At 60.9% G+C, this 15608-nt stretch carries 13 protein-coding genes; 7 read left to right on the forward strand and 6 right to left on the reverse strand.

What is annotated here, in order from left to right; translation table 11 throughout:
* Both BSU04_RS25045 and phnN read left to right on the forward strand, forming a co-directional pair.
* The coding region (locus BSU04_RS25045; RefSeq protein WP_144021347.1) for a DUF1045 domain-containing protein at nucleotides 1-465 on the forward strand (465 nt) is incomplete at its 5' end.
* Nucleotides 462-1016 carry a phosphonate metabolism protein/1,5-bisphosphokinase (PRPP-forming) PhnN gene (phnN, locus tag BSU04_RS25050; RefSeq protein ID WP_089163108.1) on the forward strand — a complete coding sequence of 185 codons (555 nt, stop codon included), beginning with the start codon at nucleotides 462-464 and terminating at the stop codon, nucleotides 1014-1016. The genes BSU04_RS25045 and phnN, both read left to right, overlap by 4 nt.
* A 39-nt stretch (nucleotides 1017-1055) precedes the next feature.
* Here phnN and phnE read toward each other — a convergent pair whose 3' ends face one another.
* The 3 genes from phnE to phnC all read right to left on the reverse strand — a co-directional run bounded on the left by phnE (nucleotide 1056) and on the right by phnC (nucleotide 3831).
* Nucleotides 1056-1790 carry a phosphonate ABC transporter, permease protein PhnE gene (phnE, locus tag BSU04_RS25055; RefSeq protein ID WP_089163150.1) on the reverse strand — a complete coding sequence of 245 codons (735 nt, stop codon included), beginning with the start codon at nucleotides 1788-1790 and terminating at the stop codon, nucleotides 1056-1058.
* A 95-nt stretch (nucleotides 1791-1885) separates the two neighbouring features.
* Nucleotides 1886-2857, reverse strand: a complete 972-nt coding sequence (gene phnD / locus BSU04_RS25060) for a phosphonate ABC transporter substrate-binding protein (RefSeq protein WP_089163109.1) — start codon at nucleotides 2855-2857, stop codon at nucleotides 1886-1888.
* 74 nt (nucleotides 2858-2931) lie between these two features.
* Nucleotides 2932-3831 carry a phosphonate ABC transporter ATP-binding protein gene (phnC, locus tag BSU04_RS25065; RefSeq protein WP_089163110.1) on the reverse strand — a complete coding sequence of 300 codons (900 nt, stop codon included), beginning with the start codon at nucleotides 3829-3831 and terminating at the stop codon, nucleotides 2932-2934.
* Nucleotides 3832-4594: 763 nt separating this feature from the next.
* Between phnC and BSU04_RS25070 the strand changes: the two genes are divergently transcribed.
* The 4 genes from BSU04_RS25070 to BSU04_RS25085 all read left to right on the forward strand — a co-directional run bounded on the left by BSU04_RS25070 (nucleotide 4595) and on the right by BSU04_RS25085 (nucleotide 9554).
* Nucleotides 4595-6940, forward strand: a complete 2346-nt coding sequence (locus BSU04_RS25070) for an EAL domain-containing protein (RefSeq protein ID WP_089163111.1) — start codon at nucleotides 4595-4597, stop codon at nucleotides 6938-6940.
* Nucleotides 6940-7365: a hypothetical protein gene (locus tag BSU04_RS25075; RefSeq protein WP_089163151.1), complete on the forward strand. Its 426-nt coding sequence runs from the start codon at nucleotides 6940-6942 to the stop codon at nucleotides 7363-7365. Before BSU04_RS25070 ends, BSU04_RS25075 begins: the two co-directional genes overlap by 1 nt.
* A 5-nt stretch (nucleotides 7366-7370) precedes the next feature.
* Nucleotides 7371-8111 (forward strand): hypothetical protein, encoded by a 741-nt coding sequence (locus tag BSU04_RS25080; protein ID WP_089163152.1) that lies wholly within the window; start codon nucleotides 7371-7373, stop codon nucleotides 8109-8111.
* A gap of 456 nt (nucleotides 8112-8567) precedes the next feature.
* Complete coding sequence (locus BSU04_RS25085) at nucleotides 8568-9554, forward strand: hypothetical protein (protein WP_089163112.1); 987 nt, start codon at nucleotides 8568-8570, stop codon at nucleotides 9552-9554.
* A gap of 56 nt (nucleotides 9555-9610) precedes the next feature.
* Here BSU04_RS25085 and BSU04_RS25090 read toward each other — a convergent pair whose 3' ends face one another.
* Nucleotides 9611-11032: a purine-cytosine permease family protein gene (locus tag BSU04_RS25090; RefSeq protein ID WP_089163113.1), complete on the reverse strand. Its 1422-nt coding sequence runs from the start codon at nucleotides 11030-11032 to the stop codon at nucleotides 9611-9613.
* 387 nt (nucleotides 11033-11419) lie between these two features.
* Complete coding sequence (locus BSU04_RS25095) at nucleotides 11420-12979, reverse strand: methyl-accepting chemotaxis protein (RefSeq protein ID WP_089163114.1); 1560 nt, start codon at nucleotides 12977-12979, stop codon at nucleotides 11420-11422.
* A 329-nt stretch (nucleotides 12980-13308) separates the two neighbouring features.
* On the opposite strand from BSU04_RS25095, the gene bluB reads away from it, so the two are divergent.
* Entirely contained in the window at nucleotides 13309-13983 is a 675-nt protein-coding gene (gene bluB / locus BSU04_RS25100; protein WP_089163115.1) for a 5,6-dimethylbenzimidazole synthase, read from the forward strand.
* A 30-nt stretch (nucleotides 13984-14013) separates the two neighbouring features.
* Here the strand turns inward: bluB and BSU04_RS48595 are convergent, their stop codons facing one another.
* Entirely contained in the window at nucleotides 14014-15564 is a 1551-nt protein-coding gene (locus BSU04_RS48595; RefSeq protein ID WP_089163116.1) for a methyl-accepting chemotaxis protein, read from the reverse strand.
* Nucleotides 15565-15608: the final 44 nt, after the last annotated feature.

The raw sequence follows: 15608 nt of genomic DNA on the forward strand, positions 1-15608 counted from the left end.
CGCGAGTGGGCGAGCCACATCGCGCCGTTTTATTCCCCCCTGTCCGCCGTCGAGATGGGCCGCTTCGTCGCGTTGCGAGCCACGCGTCCGGAAGACGACGAATCCATCCGCCGGGTTGCTGCCAGCGCGTTGTACGCGCTCGCCTCGCTGCGCGCGCGTCCCTCGGCAGAAGATGCAGAACGACGCCTGGCGTCGGGCTTGAGCGATCGGCAGCGAAGCCTTTTACATGAATGGGGCTACCCGTATGTGCTCGATGAATTCCGCTTCCACATGACGCTCTCCGATGCACTTGATTCGGTTCCGGTGCGAGCGGCAATTGTCTCCCTGTGGCAAACCCGCGCTGAAGCGCTTGGACCCCTTCCCTTCCACGGGGCGTCGCTCTTTGTTCAACCGCACGCGGGTGCACCGTTCACTTTATGGCAGCGCCTGCCCTTTGCGAATGCCCACTCCGAGGCCCTTGAATGAGCATGGAAACCGGTCGATTGATCTACGTGATGGGACCGTCGGGCGCCGGCAAGGACTCGTTGCTCGGCTTCGTTCGTGAACGCATTGGCGCGCAGGTGATGTTCGCGCATCGCTACATCACGCGCCCCGTTTCCGATGGTGAGAATCATGTCGCCCTGAGCCGCGAGGAATTCGCCGCGCGTCTGGCCAGCGGCGTTTTCTCAATGCATTGGGAAAGTCTCGGATTGCACTATGGCATCGGCGTTGAAATCGATGCGTGGCTCACGCGCGGGTTACCGGTCGTCGTCAATGGGTCACGCCAACACGCCCCGGCTGCGCTCGAGCGTTATCCGCTCACGCAGTTCATCCACATCCACGCGAGCCCCATCGTCCTTGCGGCACGGCTCGAGCGGCGCGGCCGCGAAGATTCGCGGCAGATGGAAGCGCGGCTCGCGCGTCGCCCTGTCTTGTCACTTCCCGAGCAGGCGCGGCTTATCACCATCGACAATTCCGGTCTGCTTTCCGAAGCGGGCCAGCAGCTACTGGCCGCAATCAGTCAGCCGCGGCTTTGAACTGTTGGCCGGCGGATCGCTAACCGGCGGCCAACACGTTCAGATCACGCGTTCACGAAGCCACGCGGAGGCCAGGTCGATCAGTGTCACGATCACGATGACCATCAGCAGTATGGCCGAGGTCTGCGCATAGTTGAACGAGCGGATCGCTTCGTACAACACCACCCCAATTCCGCCCGCGCCGACCATGCCAACCACCATCGCCGAGCGTACGTTCGACTCGAACCGGTACAGCGCATACGATATCCACAACGGCAGGACCTGCGGCAGCACGCCGTAAAGGACTTCATCGAGACTGCTTGCGCCCGTTGCACGCACGCCTTCTGCCGGACGCGCATCAATCGCCTCGACCGCTTCGGCGAATAGCTTGGCCAGCACGCCGGTCGTATGCACCCAAAGCGCGAGCACGCCCGAGAACGGCCCGAGCCCCACCGCGACAATAAACAGCATCGCGAAGACCATCTCGTTGATCGCGCGGCATGAGTCCATCAGGCGGCGTACCGGCTGCGCGATCCACATCGGCGCGATGTTGGAAGCCGACAGCAGCCCGCATGGCACGGCGCACACCAGCGCGAGCGCCGTTCCCCACACCGCTACCGCAAGGGTGACGATCATCTCGTGGACATAGGTGCGCCAGTCGGAGAAGTCCGGCGGGAAGAAGTCCTTGCCGAACTGCAGCATGTTGCCGGAATCGCTGAAGAGATCGAGCGGGCGCATGTCGGCGCTGTGCCAGGACAGCCCGAGCAGGGCCACCACCACTAACCATCCGAACATGGACAACCAGCTTCGCTTCGGTTGCCGCAGTTCGAGCTTCAGCGGCAGCGAAGCGCTCCGTGCGGTGTCGAGGGGATAGGCGTCGGCGTTGTGCTTCACTTCGCGGCCACGCTATCCAGTTGCGAAAGCTTCTGGTCGAGCGCCGCGAGTTGAGTTTTCTTGTCCGAGTCGGACATGTGCGCGTCGTTCTGAATCTGCTGCTTCTTCTGGAACAAAGCCATTTGACGGATGGGGATGAGTTGAGCGTCGCTGGAATCCGTGAAGCCCGACAAACCCGTGATCCCCGCCATGATCGCCTGCTCGTGCGGATCGCTTTGCGCGTAGTGATCGAAGAAGTTGCGCAGCTTGTCCTTCGTTGCCTGCGGCAAGTCACGACGCCATACCAGCGGATCTGACGGAATCAGCGGCGACTTCCACAATATGCGAACCTGTTTGAGCAAATCGGGGTGATTCTGTCTCAGCGTCTCGACCATGTCGGTGTTGTTGGTCGCGATGTCGACACGGTTGTTCACTACAGCCAGCATGTTCGCTTCATGACTGGACGGAAGCACGCTCTTGAAGTCATTGCGCACCGAGATGCCGTTCTTCGCAAACAGGTAATACGACGGCACCAGTGTGCCCGAGGTCGAATTCGGGTCGCCAAAACCGAGGTTGATGTCGTGTGTGTTCTTCAGTACCTGGTCAATAGTCTTCCACTTGCTGTTCACGTTCGTGATCAGCAGCGAGTAGTAGCCCGCTTCGCCGCTCTTGTACTTCACCTTCGCGAACACTTCACCATTGCCGCGATCGACGGCTTCAATAGCGGAGGCGTTACCAAAGTAGCCGATCTGCACCTTGTTAAAACGCATGGCTTCGATAATACCGGCATAGTCGGTCGCGAAGAACGGCTTGACGTCGAGGCCGGTCTGCTTGTTGAGGTCGTCGATCAGCGGCTGCCAGCGCTGCTTGAGCGCGGACGAATTGTCGGTTGAGATAATGCCGAGGTTGAGCGTTTCGGCGCGCACCACCTGCGTGGCAAAGCAGGCAGCTACGGCCACGCCGGCCAGAAAAAGACGGGCTGATTTCATTGAATGAGTCCAGGTTTAGAGAGGTCAAGCAGGTATTCAACGCGGGTGTTCAAAAACACACTGAGGGCACAAGGTCAGGAACTGGCAGCGGACGCCGACGCGAACGCCGCGGAGCGGGCCGACGCGCCTTCGGGGCGCACCGCGGCACGGTCACCGGCACGTTCGACCTGCTTCGCCACTTCGCGCTGCGCGCTCTGCGTGTCGGTCAGCAACTCTTGCGCCGCAGCACCATACAGTTCCCGCAGAAGGGATGGCGTGAGGCTCGCGGACGGACCGTCGTAGACCACGCGACCGTCACGCAGCGCGACGGTACGCGCGCAATATTTCATCGCTACGTCGATCTGATGCAGGGACACCACCACGGTCAAGCCGTGATCCTCATTCAACGACTGGAGCAGTTCCATGACACGCCGGGACGACTCGGGATCGAGCGATGCAATGGGTTCATCGGCGAGGACAATGCGGGCTCGCTGCACGAGCGCACGCGCCAGCGCGGCGCGTTGTTGCTGACCGCCGGACAGCGTGCTGGCGCGCTCGTTGATGTGATCGCCAATCCCCATTGCACTGAGCGACGCCATCGCAAGCTCATGCTCCACCCGCGGAAACCGGCCGATAAGACGCCGCCATAGCGGCACCCGCGACAACGCCCCGAGCAGCACATTGGTGCGCACGGTGAGACGCCCAACGAGATTGAACTGCTGAAAGACAAACGCGACATCGCGACGGATTCGACGAACCTCGCGCGCCACCTTGCCGTTTTGCTGGATGGGCCGGCCGAGCAGAGTGACGTGCGAAGGCGCGGGGTCGGATGCCGTAAAGCCTGCAATGTGCCGCAAAAGCGTGGACTTCCCTGAACCCGACGCACCGATCAGCGCGATCATTTCTCCCTCACCGACTTTCAGGTCGATGGAGTCGAGTGCCTTGCGGCCGTTATTGAACGTCTTGCAGAGACGTTCAATGTGAATTGCATCCATGGTGTCCTCACAATCGCATGTCAAAGCCTGGCAGCGTCGAAAAGGATTCTAGGAACACAACATGACGTCGCGGTGACGCTTGCAAGACGTCTAGATGAATACACGAATTGGAAGCATTCGAAATGGCAACAACGCTGCGGCAAATTGCATGGTCGTGCGCAGACTGACGGTTATGAACGCGCCGGCCGAGACCGATGAAAATTAAGGGTGCGAGCCGCTCTCGCGATGGCACGCGTGCATAGGAAGAAACAGAGGTGGAAATGCGCCGCACTTCTCGCTCGCGGCTGACTTGAAAGCAGATGTATCGAAGGTATTACGGCCTTCGATGTAGAAAGACATGTTGTGCGAAGCACAACCCAGCATCCAAATCAACGGGTTCCCATTTACCGAGTGAAGACACTTAACGGGCTGTTGCGCTGCCTATTTATACGATTTTGAATTGTCCGCAATGCCGGACAGCCGCTGTATACCCTTGCCGGCAATGGCTGCACTGCGCACGAATCACCCCGCAATTCACCCCGCTATTCACCCCTTCTCCCGCCCGCACGGGGCCTGCAGCCAAAACACGCATGCCCTAATTCCCCAAAACGATACGGTTGAGTAAACATTCTCTTGAGCCCGATCGCACCTGGTACGACAATCCATTTCATCCGACGATAGTCAGATCATGTTATTTAAACACCTGCGGTAGTTCAAACAACTCGGCGCGGCGCAGCCGACAGCCCTCATTAATTAATGAGGCTGCTAAAACTTACCCGAAAACATGCTCACCTCCCTGCTTCCGCCAACGATCTCGCCCGCGCTCCGACTCTCTTTCCACCGCCGGTCGATGGATCAGCAACGGCCGTTATCAACGGTCACCATGGCCTTTACCGTGGTGGCATACCTGATTTTCGTCACCGCCCGAGCCCACGTAACAGGGGTCGACTTATCGCTCTGGCCGCGCCTGATATGCGCTCTCGCCATGTTGTTGCTGGTCACGGCAATCCCCAAGGCTCCGTCTACTTTTATATTTGGCCTGATCGGCGTGCTTTACGTCGTCGTGCTCCAGATCGGCGTGGTGATCAATGTTCAAGGCATCGAAAAACCGCTCTTCTGGATGCTGCCGGCCGGCATGGTCATCCCGATCTGCGCGGCGCCGCTGTGGCTGACGCCGCGGCATTTCATCCTGGGAACCATTGCGTTCTACCTGGCCGGGCTGCCCTTTGTGATGGCGGTGCCCTTCACCCACGACGACTACGTCTTATGCGCAATGTGGGTGGCTATCGGCATTCCGACGGCGACTACATTCCATTTCGGCTTCTACTGGTTCCGGCTGAACCACTTCCTGCTCGAAGAGAAGTTGCTGGCGCTCGCCGCGACCGATCCCTTGACCCAGCTTCTGAACCGGCGTGCTTTTCTCGAGCAGGCGCAACAGATGCTGAGCGAAACGAAAGGTCACGATGACGTCGTCAGCGCGATCTTCCTGGACATTGATCGCTTCAAGTCCCTGAACGACCAGTACGGCCACGCGCGAGGCGACGAAGCGCTGATGGACGTCACCAAGGTTTTGAAGGACGCCGTGCCCGCGCAAGCGCTGGTCGGACGGCTGGGCGGCGAGGAGTTCGCGGTCCTTATCAAGGCGCCCGATCCGGATCGCGCGACCGGGCTTGCCGACACGCTGCGCATCCTCATTGCATCGATACGTCGGCCCGACGGCTTTCTCACCGCCAGCTTCGGCGTGGCGCACCGCCGGTCGAACGAGACCGCCACCGAGCTGCTCGATCGTGCCGACGAAGCGCTATTGCGCGCGAAACACGCGGGCCATAACCGGGTGTTCGTCGAGCAAGCAAGACAGGTCGAACGTGTGCGTGCCACCGCTCTCGATGAAGACAACGACACACGGGTCGATGAGGAACCGGTCGTTGTCACCCGCTGGGGCGCATTCGACCTGTTCACTCACTACCAGCCGGTTTACAGTTTGTCGCATCAGAAGCAGGTGGGTTTCGAAGCCCTGCTTCGCGGCTTCGACCAGCATGGCACGCCGCTGCGGCCCGACAAGCTGTTCGCCCCGCAGTCGAATGCCGGCATCAGCGACCTGGATTCACTGACCCACCATCTCCATCTCGCGAACGCCCGCAAGCGCTTGCCGATCGACTGCTGGCTGTTCCTGAACGTCGCGCCGTCCACCTTCATCCAGCCGGGTTATGAGCAGACGCTGGCGGCCATCGTCTTCGAAGCGGGGCTCGATCCTCGCGGTGTGGTGCTGGAGATTCTCGAGTCGGAGGGGGTGGACGTCGAGGAGCTTGCGCTGGCTGCATGGCGGTATCGCGGCTGCGGTTTCCTGATTGCAGTCGATGACTTCGGCACGGGCCACTCCAACCTCGACCGCCTGCTGCGCATCCAGCCCGACTTCGTCAAGCTCGATGGCGCGTTGATCCGCGCGAAGAGCCGTGCCTCGGATCAGCCCCTGCTGCCCACCATTGTTTCGCTGCTGCATCGGGCTGACATGCTGGTGGTGGTGGAAGGGATCGAGACGACCGAGGAGCTTATCCTGGCCGTCGAATCGAACGTCGATTTCGCGCAAGGGTTCTTGCTGGGCAGGCCGAGTGCTACGCTGCCTTCGGCGGCAGCGGTGACGCGGCGCATCGATCACGCATTCGATGTGATTGCCGAAGGCCGGGCCGTGCGCACCGCGCGCTTCGAAGGGCAGTTGGCGCCATATCTCGCCATGCTCAACGCCGCGGCGGCGGCGTTGACGAACGGGGCCAGTGTCGAAGAGGCCATCGCGCCCATGGCAAAGCTGGAACTGTGCAAACGCTGCTTTGTTCTCGACGATACCGGGCGCATTTTAGGGCAGGAAATTAGCGGCCGCGCGGGATCGAGCGCAGACTTGCGCCTCGGGCCGTTATTTGCTTCGCAGTCGGGGCGGTGGGATCATCGGCCGTATTACTGGAAGGCGGTGGCGAACATGGGAACGGCTGTGTTCTGCCAACCGTATTTGTCGCTGACCAGCGGGCGCGCGTCGGTCGGCGTGACCATGGCGTTCACGTGTGACGAGCGGGTGATGGTTGTCGGTAGTGAACTGGACTGGACGTCGCCGCATCTGGCATGGCCCACGGTGGAATGATGGCTAAGAATGACGCATGGCTATTCCAAGTCAGGATCACTGTCTCGCCCGAGACCGCAGCGACCCTGCGCGCAGATCCGCAGCGCATGCCTCCTGGGCTACGTGATGTACTAAGTCGACATGACGCCTCGTTGACATGCCAGTTCGATGCCTTTTCTGACTACGTTAATGAAGCAGAAAGACTTGGCCCGGAAAAGTATTCACTTTACCAATGGACCAAGGAAACGATCGAGAATCCTGAGAAAAAAGCCAGATATCTGCAGTCTTTCACTCTTTACGTGGATAGTGAGGAGGTCTACCCCAGAGAGATTGCCGATCTGCTGCACGCTGAATTGTCAGCGCTGACAGGCACCTCCGGAATCGAGCGGGTAGTCAAGATTGACAGCAATCCGGCGAACAACCCGCAACCGCCTAAATTGCAATGACCGAGATGAATGCCCCCCCTCAACAGCATCGAGCGCGAGACCTCCTCACTTCCTATTTCTGGAGTGGCGACACTATCCGCAGCCGACGCGTGAGCGACATCGTGCTGACAGGCACGGTCGACGTACCCGCGCCCTCTGCGCGTCTGCTTGCAGATTGGGAAAGGGAGATATCGTCGCGGATGGTCCTTGCGCCCGGGGACGTCGAGGTCATGCCCTTGGCGCGAGCGCGCGCACGCTGGCCGGACTACAAGCGTTGCGTGCAGGCGCTATCCGATTGGACGTGCGCGCTTGGGCTGCCTGGGATACTTCCCTCCAGTGACGTAGCGCTCATGGCCTGCCGTGGCGCTAAGTATCACCACGACGGCGCGCAATATGGCGGCGCGGCCTTTTGCAATCTCTTCATGAGCGAGGACCGGGGTCTGGACTTGCACTTTCCTGCAATAGGTCATCGAATCCCGCTGACCCGGGGTACGGCTGTGATTTTCGATACCGGTCAGCCTCATGGCGTCATTCAACGCGGCAGCAGCGGCTTTAATGTGGCCGACTTCGCGCCTGATCAGGATTGCACCCAGATATTCCTGACCTGGGAGCTTCCCATCGAAGATGCCCACGTTGGGGACGCACTTAGGGTTGCCTTCGACATCGACCCTTCGACCTCGCTGCAACTGGATGAAGAGCAAGTCTGGCTGAACGGTGCGCGGGCCAATGTGTGCCCGGATTCTGGTCGTTGGTGCCCGGTCGATTAATCGTCAGAGTCAACCTCAGCAACGTCAGCGTATTCATTGATGCCCTCCACCGTTTTGACTTCGTTTGGAAAAACACAGATCACGACAGTTTCGGTCCAGCCATACGCGCACGATTTCCGACAAAGACGACTTCGAGAGTTTTTTTAAACCGCGAGCCGAACAGAAAATTGATGCCCTTGGCGGTTTCGCCCTGGCTTAGCTATGCTCACCATGTCCATTGCGATCGAAAGACCGCGACACCACGCACAGCCGTATTGCATTTCGACTCGCAACAATTCATGTCGAAATATGTCACGGCGTGCGTCCTCCGCTCCCAACCCCCCGTCTGGCAAGACTGCGCCGCGGTGACACGGCGTGACATATCTTTGTTGATGATTAAATCCGCGCGCACTCCTATAGTCCGCTCATCGCCACGCCGCAGTGCCGGAAGTGGCCCTGAACTACAAAGGAGATAGTGTGAATACCCGCTCGTTCGTCCCCCCGGCCACCGCCGCTTTCCTCACGTCCGCCGCGACCGCCACATCGGCACGTGGCGCCCTGCGCAGGCTTGTGCTCGCAGCAACCATCGCCATGCTCGGTCTCGGCAGCGCTTCTGCTTTCGCCTGGTCGCAGCACGGCACCGCGTACACGTCGCGTGGCACGTATAACGGCGCTCGATATGGCTCGTGTGGCGGCGGCAGCTGTTCGCATGCAGGCGGCGTCGCCGGCCCTTACGGTGGCTTCGCGTCCAACACGGGTACGGTAACCCGCAACGCGCCAGGCGAGTTTTCGAATTCGGGCACCGCGACCGGACGCTACGGCAACTCAGTGCAGCACGCCGGCGACACCAGTTGCGCGGGCGGCACATGCGCGCACACCGGCACCCTCACCGGACCAGACGGCAAGACGGCCTCCACATCCGGCGACGTAACTAGAACCGCGCCGGGCCAGTATTCATCATCCGGGTCGATCACTGGCTCGAACGGCAACACGGTCGACCATTCGGCATCGACGAATTGCGCGGGTGCTTCGTGCTCCCGTTCGGGCACGGTGACTGGTTCGGACGGCGGGGCCGTCTACCACTCAGGTACGGCGACGCGGGTCGCACCGGGTGTCGTCACGACCTCTGCCAGCGCGACAGGTACATACGGCAACACCGTGACGACAAGTGGAACGATTACTACCGCGGGCGTCGTCACGACGGGCAGCACAACAGTCGTCGTCGCGCCCAAGCCGGTGGTCGTGGCTCCACCGGTCGTCTATGTGCCGCCCCCTCCGGTCGTGTATGCGCCGCCGCCCCCGGTTGCGTATGTGCCGCCTCCTCCGGTTATCTACGCACCGCCCCCGCCACCGGCAGTGTATGTCGCTCCGCGCGTCGTCTACATGACGCCCGTGCCGCGCCCCGTACTGTGGGTGCCGGGGCACTGGGTTGGGAACGTCTGGGTAGCGGCGCACTGGGCATGAGCGATCGCAAAATCGGAGAAGCCTGACGGGACGATGCAACGCAAAGCTGGCGCCTGCTACTTCCCTGTAGACGTCGGCTGGGCAGGCAAAATCAAATGCGCGGGCGCAGCGTGTGCCTTGTGGCGAGCGACAACGTAATACAGCGCCGCCGGCACCACGAGCCCGACGATCCAGGAAATGTCAGCGCCGTCGAGTTTGTCCACCAATGGGCCGGTATAGAACGCGCTCGAAATGAAGGGGAATTGCACGAGCACCCCGATTGCATACACCACGATTCCGGTCACGTTCCAGCGACCGTAGCGGCCATCCGGATCGTAAAGCGCGGGGACGTCGTAACGATCTTTGGTAATGAAGTAATAGTCGACCAGGTTGATCGCGCTCCACGGCGTAAAGAACGCGAGCAGGAACAGGATGAACGACGAGAACTCCTTCAGGAATGCGTGACGACCGGCGAGCGCGAGGCCCATCGCAAGTCCAACCATCCCGACAATGTAGATCGCGCGGTTACGCGTCGACAGACGCTGCTCACCGCGAAAGCCGCTGACCACCGTCGCGATCGACATTACGCTGCCGTACGCATTGAGCGTCGTGATCGTGATCTTGCCGAACGCGATGGCGAAGTAAAGCAGCGCGGCGATCGCCCCGCTCCCGCCGAGGCTGACGACAAACGACACCTCGTGATGCGAAAACTGCTTGCCGGCGAGCGCGGCGGCGAACACGCCAAACACCATCGCCACCTGCGCGCCGATCACCGATCCAAGTCCGATGGCCCAAAACGTCTTGCGCGGCGACGTGGAAGAAGGCAGATAGCGAGAATAGTCGGCAACGTACGGGCCAAACGCGATCTGCCACGACGCGGATAGCGACATCGACAGCAGAAAGCTGCTCAACGTGAAGTGACGGTTCGCCAGCAGCGAGCCGATATCGTGACCCGTCAGCAGCCGCGCAAACATGTACACGAACGCCAGCACGCCGATCACGCTGGCGACGCGGCCAATCGCGTGAATCACGCGGTATCCGAACACCGTAAACCCGACAATCACCACCGTGAACACGACAATGCCAATCGCGTCGTCCACGTGCAGTAGCTGCGCGACTGCCTGCCCCGCGAGCACCGAGCCGCTCGCCGAGAAGCCGACGTACATCAGGCACACCAGCGCGATGGGAATCACCGCACCGTACACGCCGAACTGCACGCGGCTCGATATCATTTGCGGCAGTCCGAGTTGCGGCCCCTGCGCTCCGTGCAACGCCATCACACCGCCGCCCAACAGTTGACCGACCATCAGGCCGATCAAGGACCAGAACACGTCGCCGCCGAGCACGACCGCAAGCGCACCAGTAACGATCGCGGTGATCTGCAGGTTCGCGGCCAGCCATAGCGTGAACTGACTGGCAAGGCCGCCATGACGTTCGGCGTCGGGGATGTAGTCGATGGTGCGGCGTTCGGCAATAGCGCCGGTCTTTGATACGGACATGGATACCCTCGAGTCAGTGGCGTCGCGTGAACCGCGTGTGGCCAGCTTCTTTCAATACGTCGTCGCGAAATACGCCTGCACGACAGCCCGAACCGCGAACGCCGTCGGGCGGCGCTCACGATTCAATGCGACTTTAAGGGAAGCAATATGTATATACAAGTTCGCTATTATGGACGTTTACCCCTAACGGGGTTTTGTACAGACTTGGGTATTTCCGAACTATATTTATTTTAATCAACGTTCTAGGCTTAATTTTTCATGTCGAGCGCGTGATTGATGTCAATGAACATTCTTAATATTTGTATAGACAAGATGTAAGGTAATCAACTTCATTTGGTTGACCGACGCCTCCTCATCGCCCGATGCGGCGGGTGGAAGACTGGAGTGTCATGCGACGGCTTTCAGCCGGAACAGTGCCACCGCATCGTTCAACTGCCGGCTCTGTTCTTCCAGCGACACCGCCGCCGCAGACGCCTCTTCCACCAGTGCCGAGTTCTGCTGCGTCATCTCTTCCATTTGCGCTACCGTCACGTTGACCTGTTCGATACCTGTGGTCTGCTCGCCCGAAGCCAGGCTGATCTCCGCCATGATCGCGCTCACGCGTCTGACCGCTTCCACGACTTCCACCATGGTCGCGCCCGCATGAGCCACGAGCTGGCTGCCGTCCTTCACGCTCAACGTCGACGTACCGATCAGTTCCTTGATCTCCTTCGCCGCCGATGCCGAGCGTTGCGCAAGGCTTCGCACTTCGCTTGCAACGACCGCGAAACCCCGGCCCTGCTCGCCTGCCCGCGCGGCTTCCACGGCCGCATTCAGCGCGAGGATGTTGGTCTGGAACGCGATCCCTTCAATCACGCCGACAATACCCACGATCTTGTCGGAGCTGCCCGAGATCGTGTCCATGGTCGCGACCACGCGGTTCACCACTTCCCCGCCGCGCAACGCGATATCGGATGCGCCCGCAGCAAGCTCGCTGGCGTTGCGCGCGTTGTCGGCGTTCTGCCTGACGGTGGCGGTCAACTGCTCCATGCTCGATGCAGCTTCCTGAAGCGAGGCAGCCTGCTGCTCCGTGCGCGCCGACAGATCGAGATTGCCGCCCGAGATGGCATGGGCGTCACGCACGATTGTCTCCGCGCTCGAACGCACTTTGCGCACCGTCTGCGCAAGCCCCTCCTGCATGCCCTTCAACGCATTGAGCATGTAGCCCATCTCGTTGTTGCGCTGGACCGTCACGGTGCTTGTCAGGTCGCCGGCCGAGATCCGGCCGAAATAATCGACGGCCATATCAATCGGCCGCACGATCGCCCGGGTCAATATCCTCAGCGCGAAGAAGCCGACGACGAGGGCGACGACCGCAGCAGCGCCGAGCGTCCAGAGCATGGCTTCGAAACGTGCGTCGGTGGTGTCGAAGCGTGCTTTCTGGCGTTCGACCTGGAAGTTTTCAAGAGCGGTCAGCGCGCTTTGATAGTCGGAAAACAGCGCGGGCGGCGCTTCTCGCTGGGTGGTGAGGAAATCCACCAGATTGTCCTGATCGAGCTCGATGAGCGCCTTCTGGAACACCTGGGCCAGCAGTTGCTCGCGCCGCGCCTGCATGGCGTCGATAAGCGCCTTCTCCGCCGGCACGGGCTCATGAAGCTTCCGAAAAGCTTCCAGTTCCTTGTTGCTCTCGTTAAGGAGCGCGTGCTGACGAGCAATTTCGCGCTCGGCGGGCTTGCCGGCGCTGATCAGTTGCTCGACTTCGCCAAACCCGGCGCGCAGCAACAGCAAGCGCTCCGAGCTGGTTTTAAGGTGCAGCACCGAAGCGGTATCGTCGCGATACATCTCCCTCAACGCCGAATTGCTGCCGTACAAACCCAGGATGCCCACCACGATTACCGCGATGAGCAAGACGGTGTAAATGGCGATCGTCGCGGCCAGGCCGCCGCGAATGGTCATGTGTTTGCGCATAAGGGCTAGTCCCCACTGCGTCGCTATAGTACGCGGCGCAACAGGTCTGTATCCTCCGGATATCTGGGGCGAACCGTGAAGGGAACCACTGGAATCAGGCGTCGATTGATCAGATAACGGCAGTGTGAGATCGGAAGATTTATCGGAAGGCGACGCGGATGTGGCGTATAGCGACATCGGTGCGCGTTAGCGGTGCGTGGACCAGGCGGCGGATGTGAACTGGGAAAACTCCGTTTCCTGACGATCGACGCCGAGGTGCGTGGCTCCCTCCTTTGCCGAATTGTTCGCCCGGTTGTTCGCCCCTACAGCATTTTTTTAAGCATGGATGTATGACTGATTCGACCTTCAAGCGTTTTTCCGAACCTGAGATTGCCGCGGTCTACCGCGCGATCCACGAACGCCGTGACATGCGGCATTTCACCAACGCACCCGTCGCCGCCGATCAAATGGCGCGGTTGATCGACGCCGCGCACCATGCGCCGAGCGTCGGTTTCATGCAGCCCTGGCGTTTCGTCAGGGTTACGGACCAGAACCTGCGCGTCGCATTGCATGACATCGTGGAGACCGAGCGGCGCGCCACCGCCGTTGCGCTCAACGAGCGCAGCGATGAATTCATGCGGCTCAAGGTCCAGGGCATCCTGGACTGCGGCGAAGTCGTGGTTGTCGGATTGATGGAGAATCGCGAGCATCACATTTTCGGCCGCCGGACGCTGCCGGAAATGGACCTGGCATCGGTCGCGTGCGCGATCCAGAACATCTGGCTGGCCGCGCGCGCCGAAGGGCTCGGGGTGGGCTGGGTGTCGCTGTTCGACGTCGGCGCTGTTCAACGGCTCATGCATATGCCCGTAGACGCGAAGCCGGTCGCCATTCTGTGCATCGGGCATGTCGAGCATTTCTACGACGAACCGATGCTGCAGGCAGAGGGTTGGGCCAAGCGCGTGCCTACATCGAATTGCGTCGAAGAGAACCGTTGGCCCGAGACGCTGCCGCATTCGGATGCATGAGCCGAACGCACGACGCGGTTTCACGTACCGCTAGACCTGCGCCAGTTTGAAAAGCGCGACGGCCGCGTTCATCTGCGCCGCCTGCGTTTCCAGCGACGCCGCCGCTGCCGCGGCCTGTTCGACCAGCGCCGCGTTTTGCTGCGTCACCTGGTCCATCTGCGCGATCGCCACGTTAACCTGCTCGATACCAGTGGTCTGCTCCTCGGACGCCACCGTGATCTCCCGCATGATGTCCGTGACCCTGCCCACCGCGACAATGATGTCGCTCATCGCACTGCCCGCATTCCTGACCAGCACCGAGCCGTTCCCCACGCGCTCCACCGACGTGGTGATCAGTTCGCGAATCTCCTTCGCGGCCCCGGCCGAACGTTGCGCCAACGCGCGCACCTCACTTGCCACCACGGCGAATCCACGTCCTTGTTCGCCCGCGCGCGCCGCTTCGACCGCTGCGTTCAGCGCCAGGATATTGGTCTGGAACGCAATCCCTTCGATCACCCCGATAATCTCCGAAATTTGCTTCGAACTACTATTAATACCGTCCATGGTCGACACCACGTCGGCTACAACCTGACCGCCGTGACTCGCCGTTGTCGATGCCGTTTGCGCGAGGTCGCTTGCTTGCCGGGCGCTGTCGGCGTTCTGGCGCACCGTGCCCGTCAGTTGGCCGATACTCGCTGACGTTTCCTGCAGCGAAGCGGCTTGTTCTTCGGTTCGCTGCGACAGGTCGATGTTTCCCGACGCTATCTCGCGTGTCCCCACGGCCATCTGTTCCGTACCGTCGCGTACGCCCCCGACTATCGTGCTCAAGCCTTGTTGCATCGTCGACAACCCCGCTATCAGACGGCCGATTTCATCGTGCCGGTGCACAGTGAGCCGGGATGCCAGGTTGCCTCCGGCAATCTCCGTGCATGCATTCACGGCTGCCCGCAACGGCACGATCACGATCCGCTCCAGGGCGACACGCGAGAAGAACGCAAGCACGAGCCCGGCCGCCAGCAGCGTCGAGGCGATCCAGGTAACAGTGGTGGTGCGTCGCTGCGAGGCTTCAAAACGTGTCTTGCCGTGCTCGAACTCCATGGCGACGAGTGGCTGCAGCGCGGCATCGTAGGCGCTGAATGCGTCCTTGATCTGGTTCTCGTTGAACTCGCGGATATCGCTGACGCGCTTGGATTCCAGCGCCTCTACGGCCGGCAACAATGTCTGCTGGACAAGTTGCTCGCGTGCGGCGTCCGCGGTCTGCATGAGCGTTTGCTCTTCGTGGCCGCTTGCAAGTACTGCAAACGCTTTCCATGCTGCGTTCGCGCCATTGATCGCGCCTTGAGCATCACGCAGCAATGCGGCCGACTCCGCGCTGCCTGCGCGCGGGTCGTAGTCCTGCAACGCCGTGCGCGCGATCAGCAAGCGGATCGTGTCCTTGGCGAGCAGGTCCAGACCGCCGGTGTCCTGCATGTAGAGCGCGCGCATGGACGCGTCCGCCGTTCGCGCCGCGTAGATGCTGTAGCCGCCCGTCGCAGCCAACATGATGGCAAATGCCGCCACCAGGATACTGAGCCATGCCTTGATGCTTACCGCTGTTTTCATCGAATCTCCATACGATGCGCCGCTTCGCGCGAGGACATCGGCCC

It is taken from the genome of Caballeronia sordidicola (assembly GCF_002220365.1).
Taxonomy (GTDB): domain Bacteria; phylum Pseudomonadota; class Gammaproteobacteria; order Burkholderiales; family Burkholderiaceae; genus Caballeronia; species Caballeronia sordidicola_C.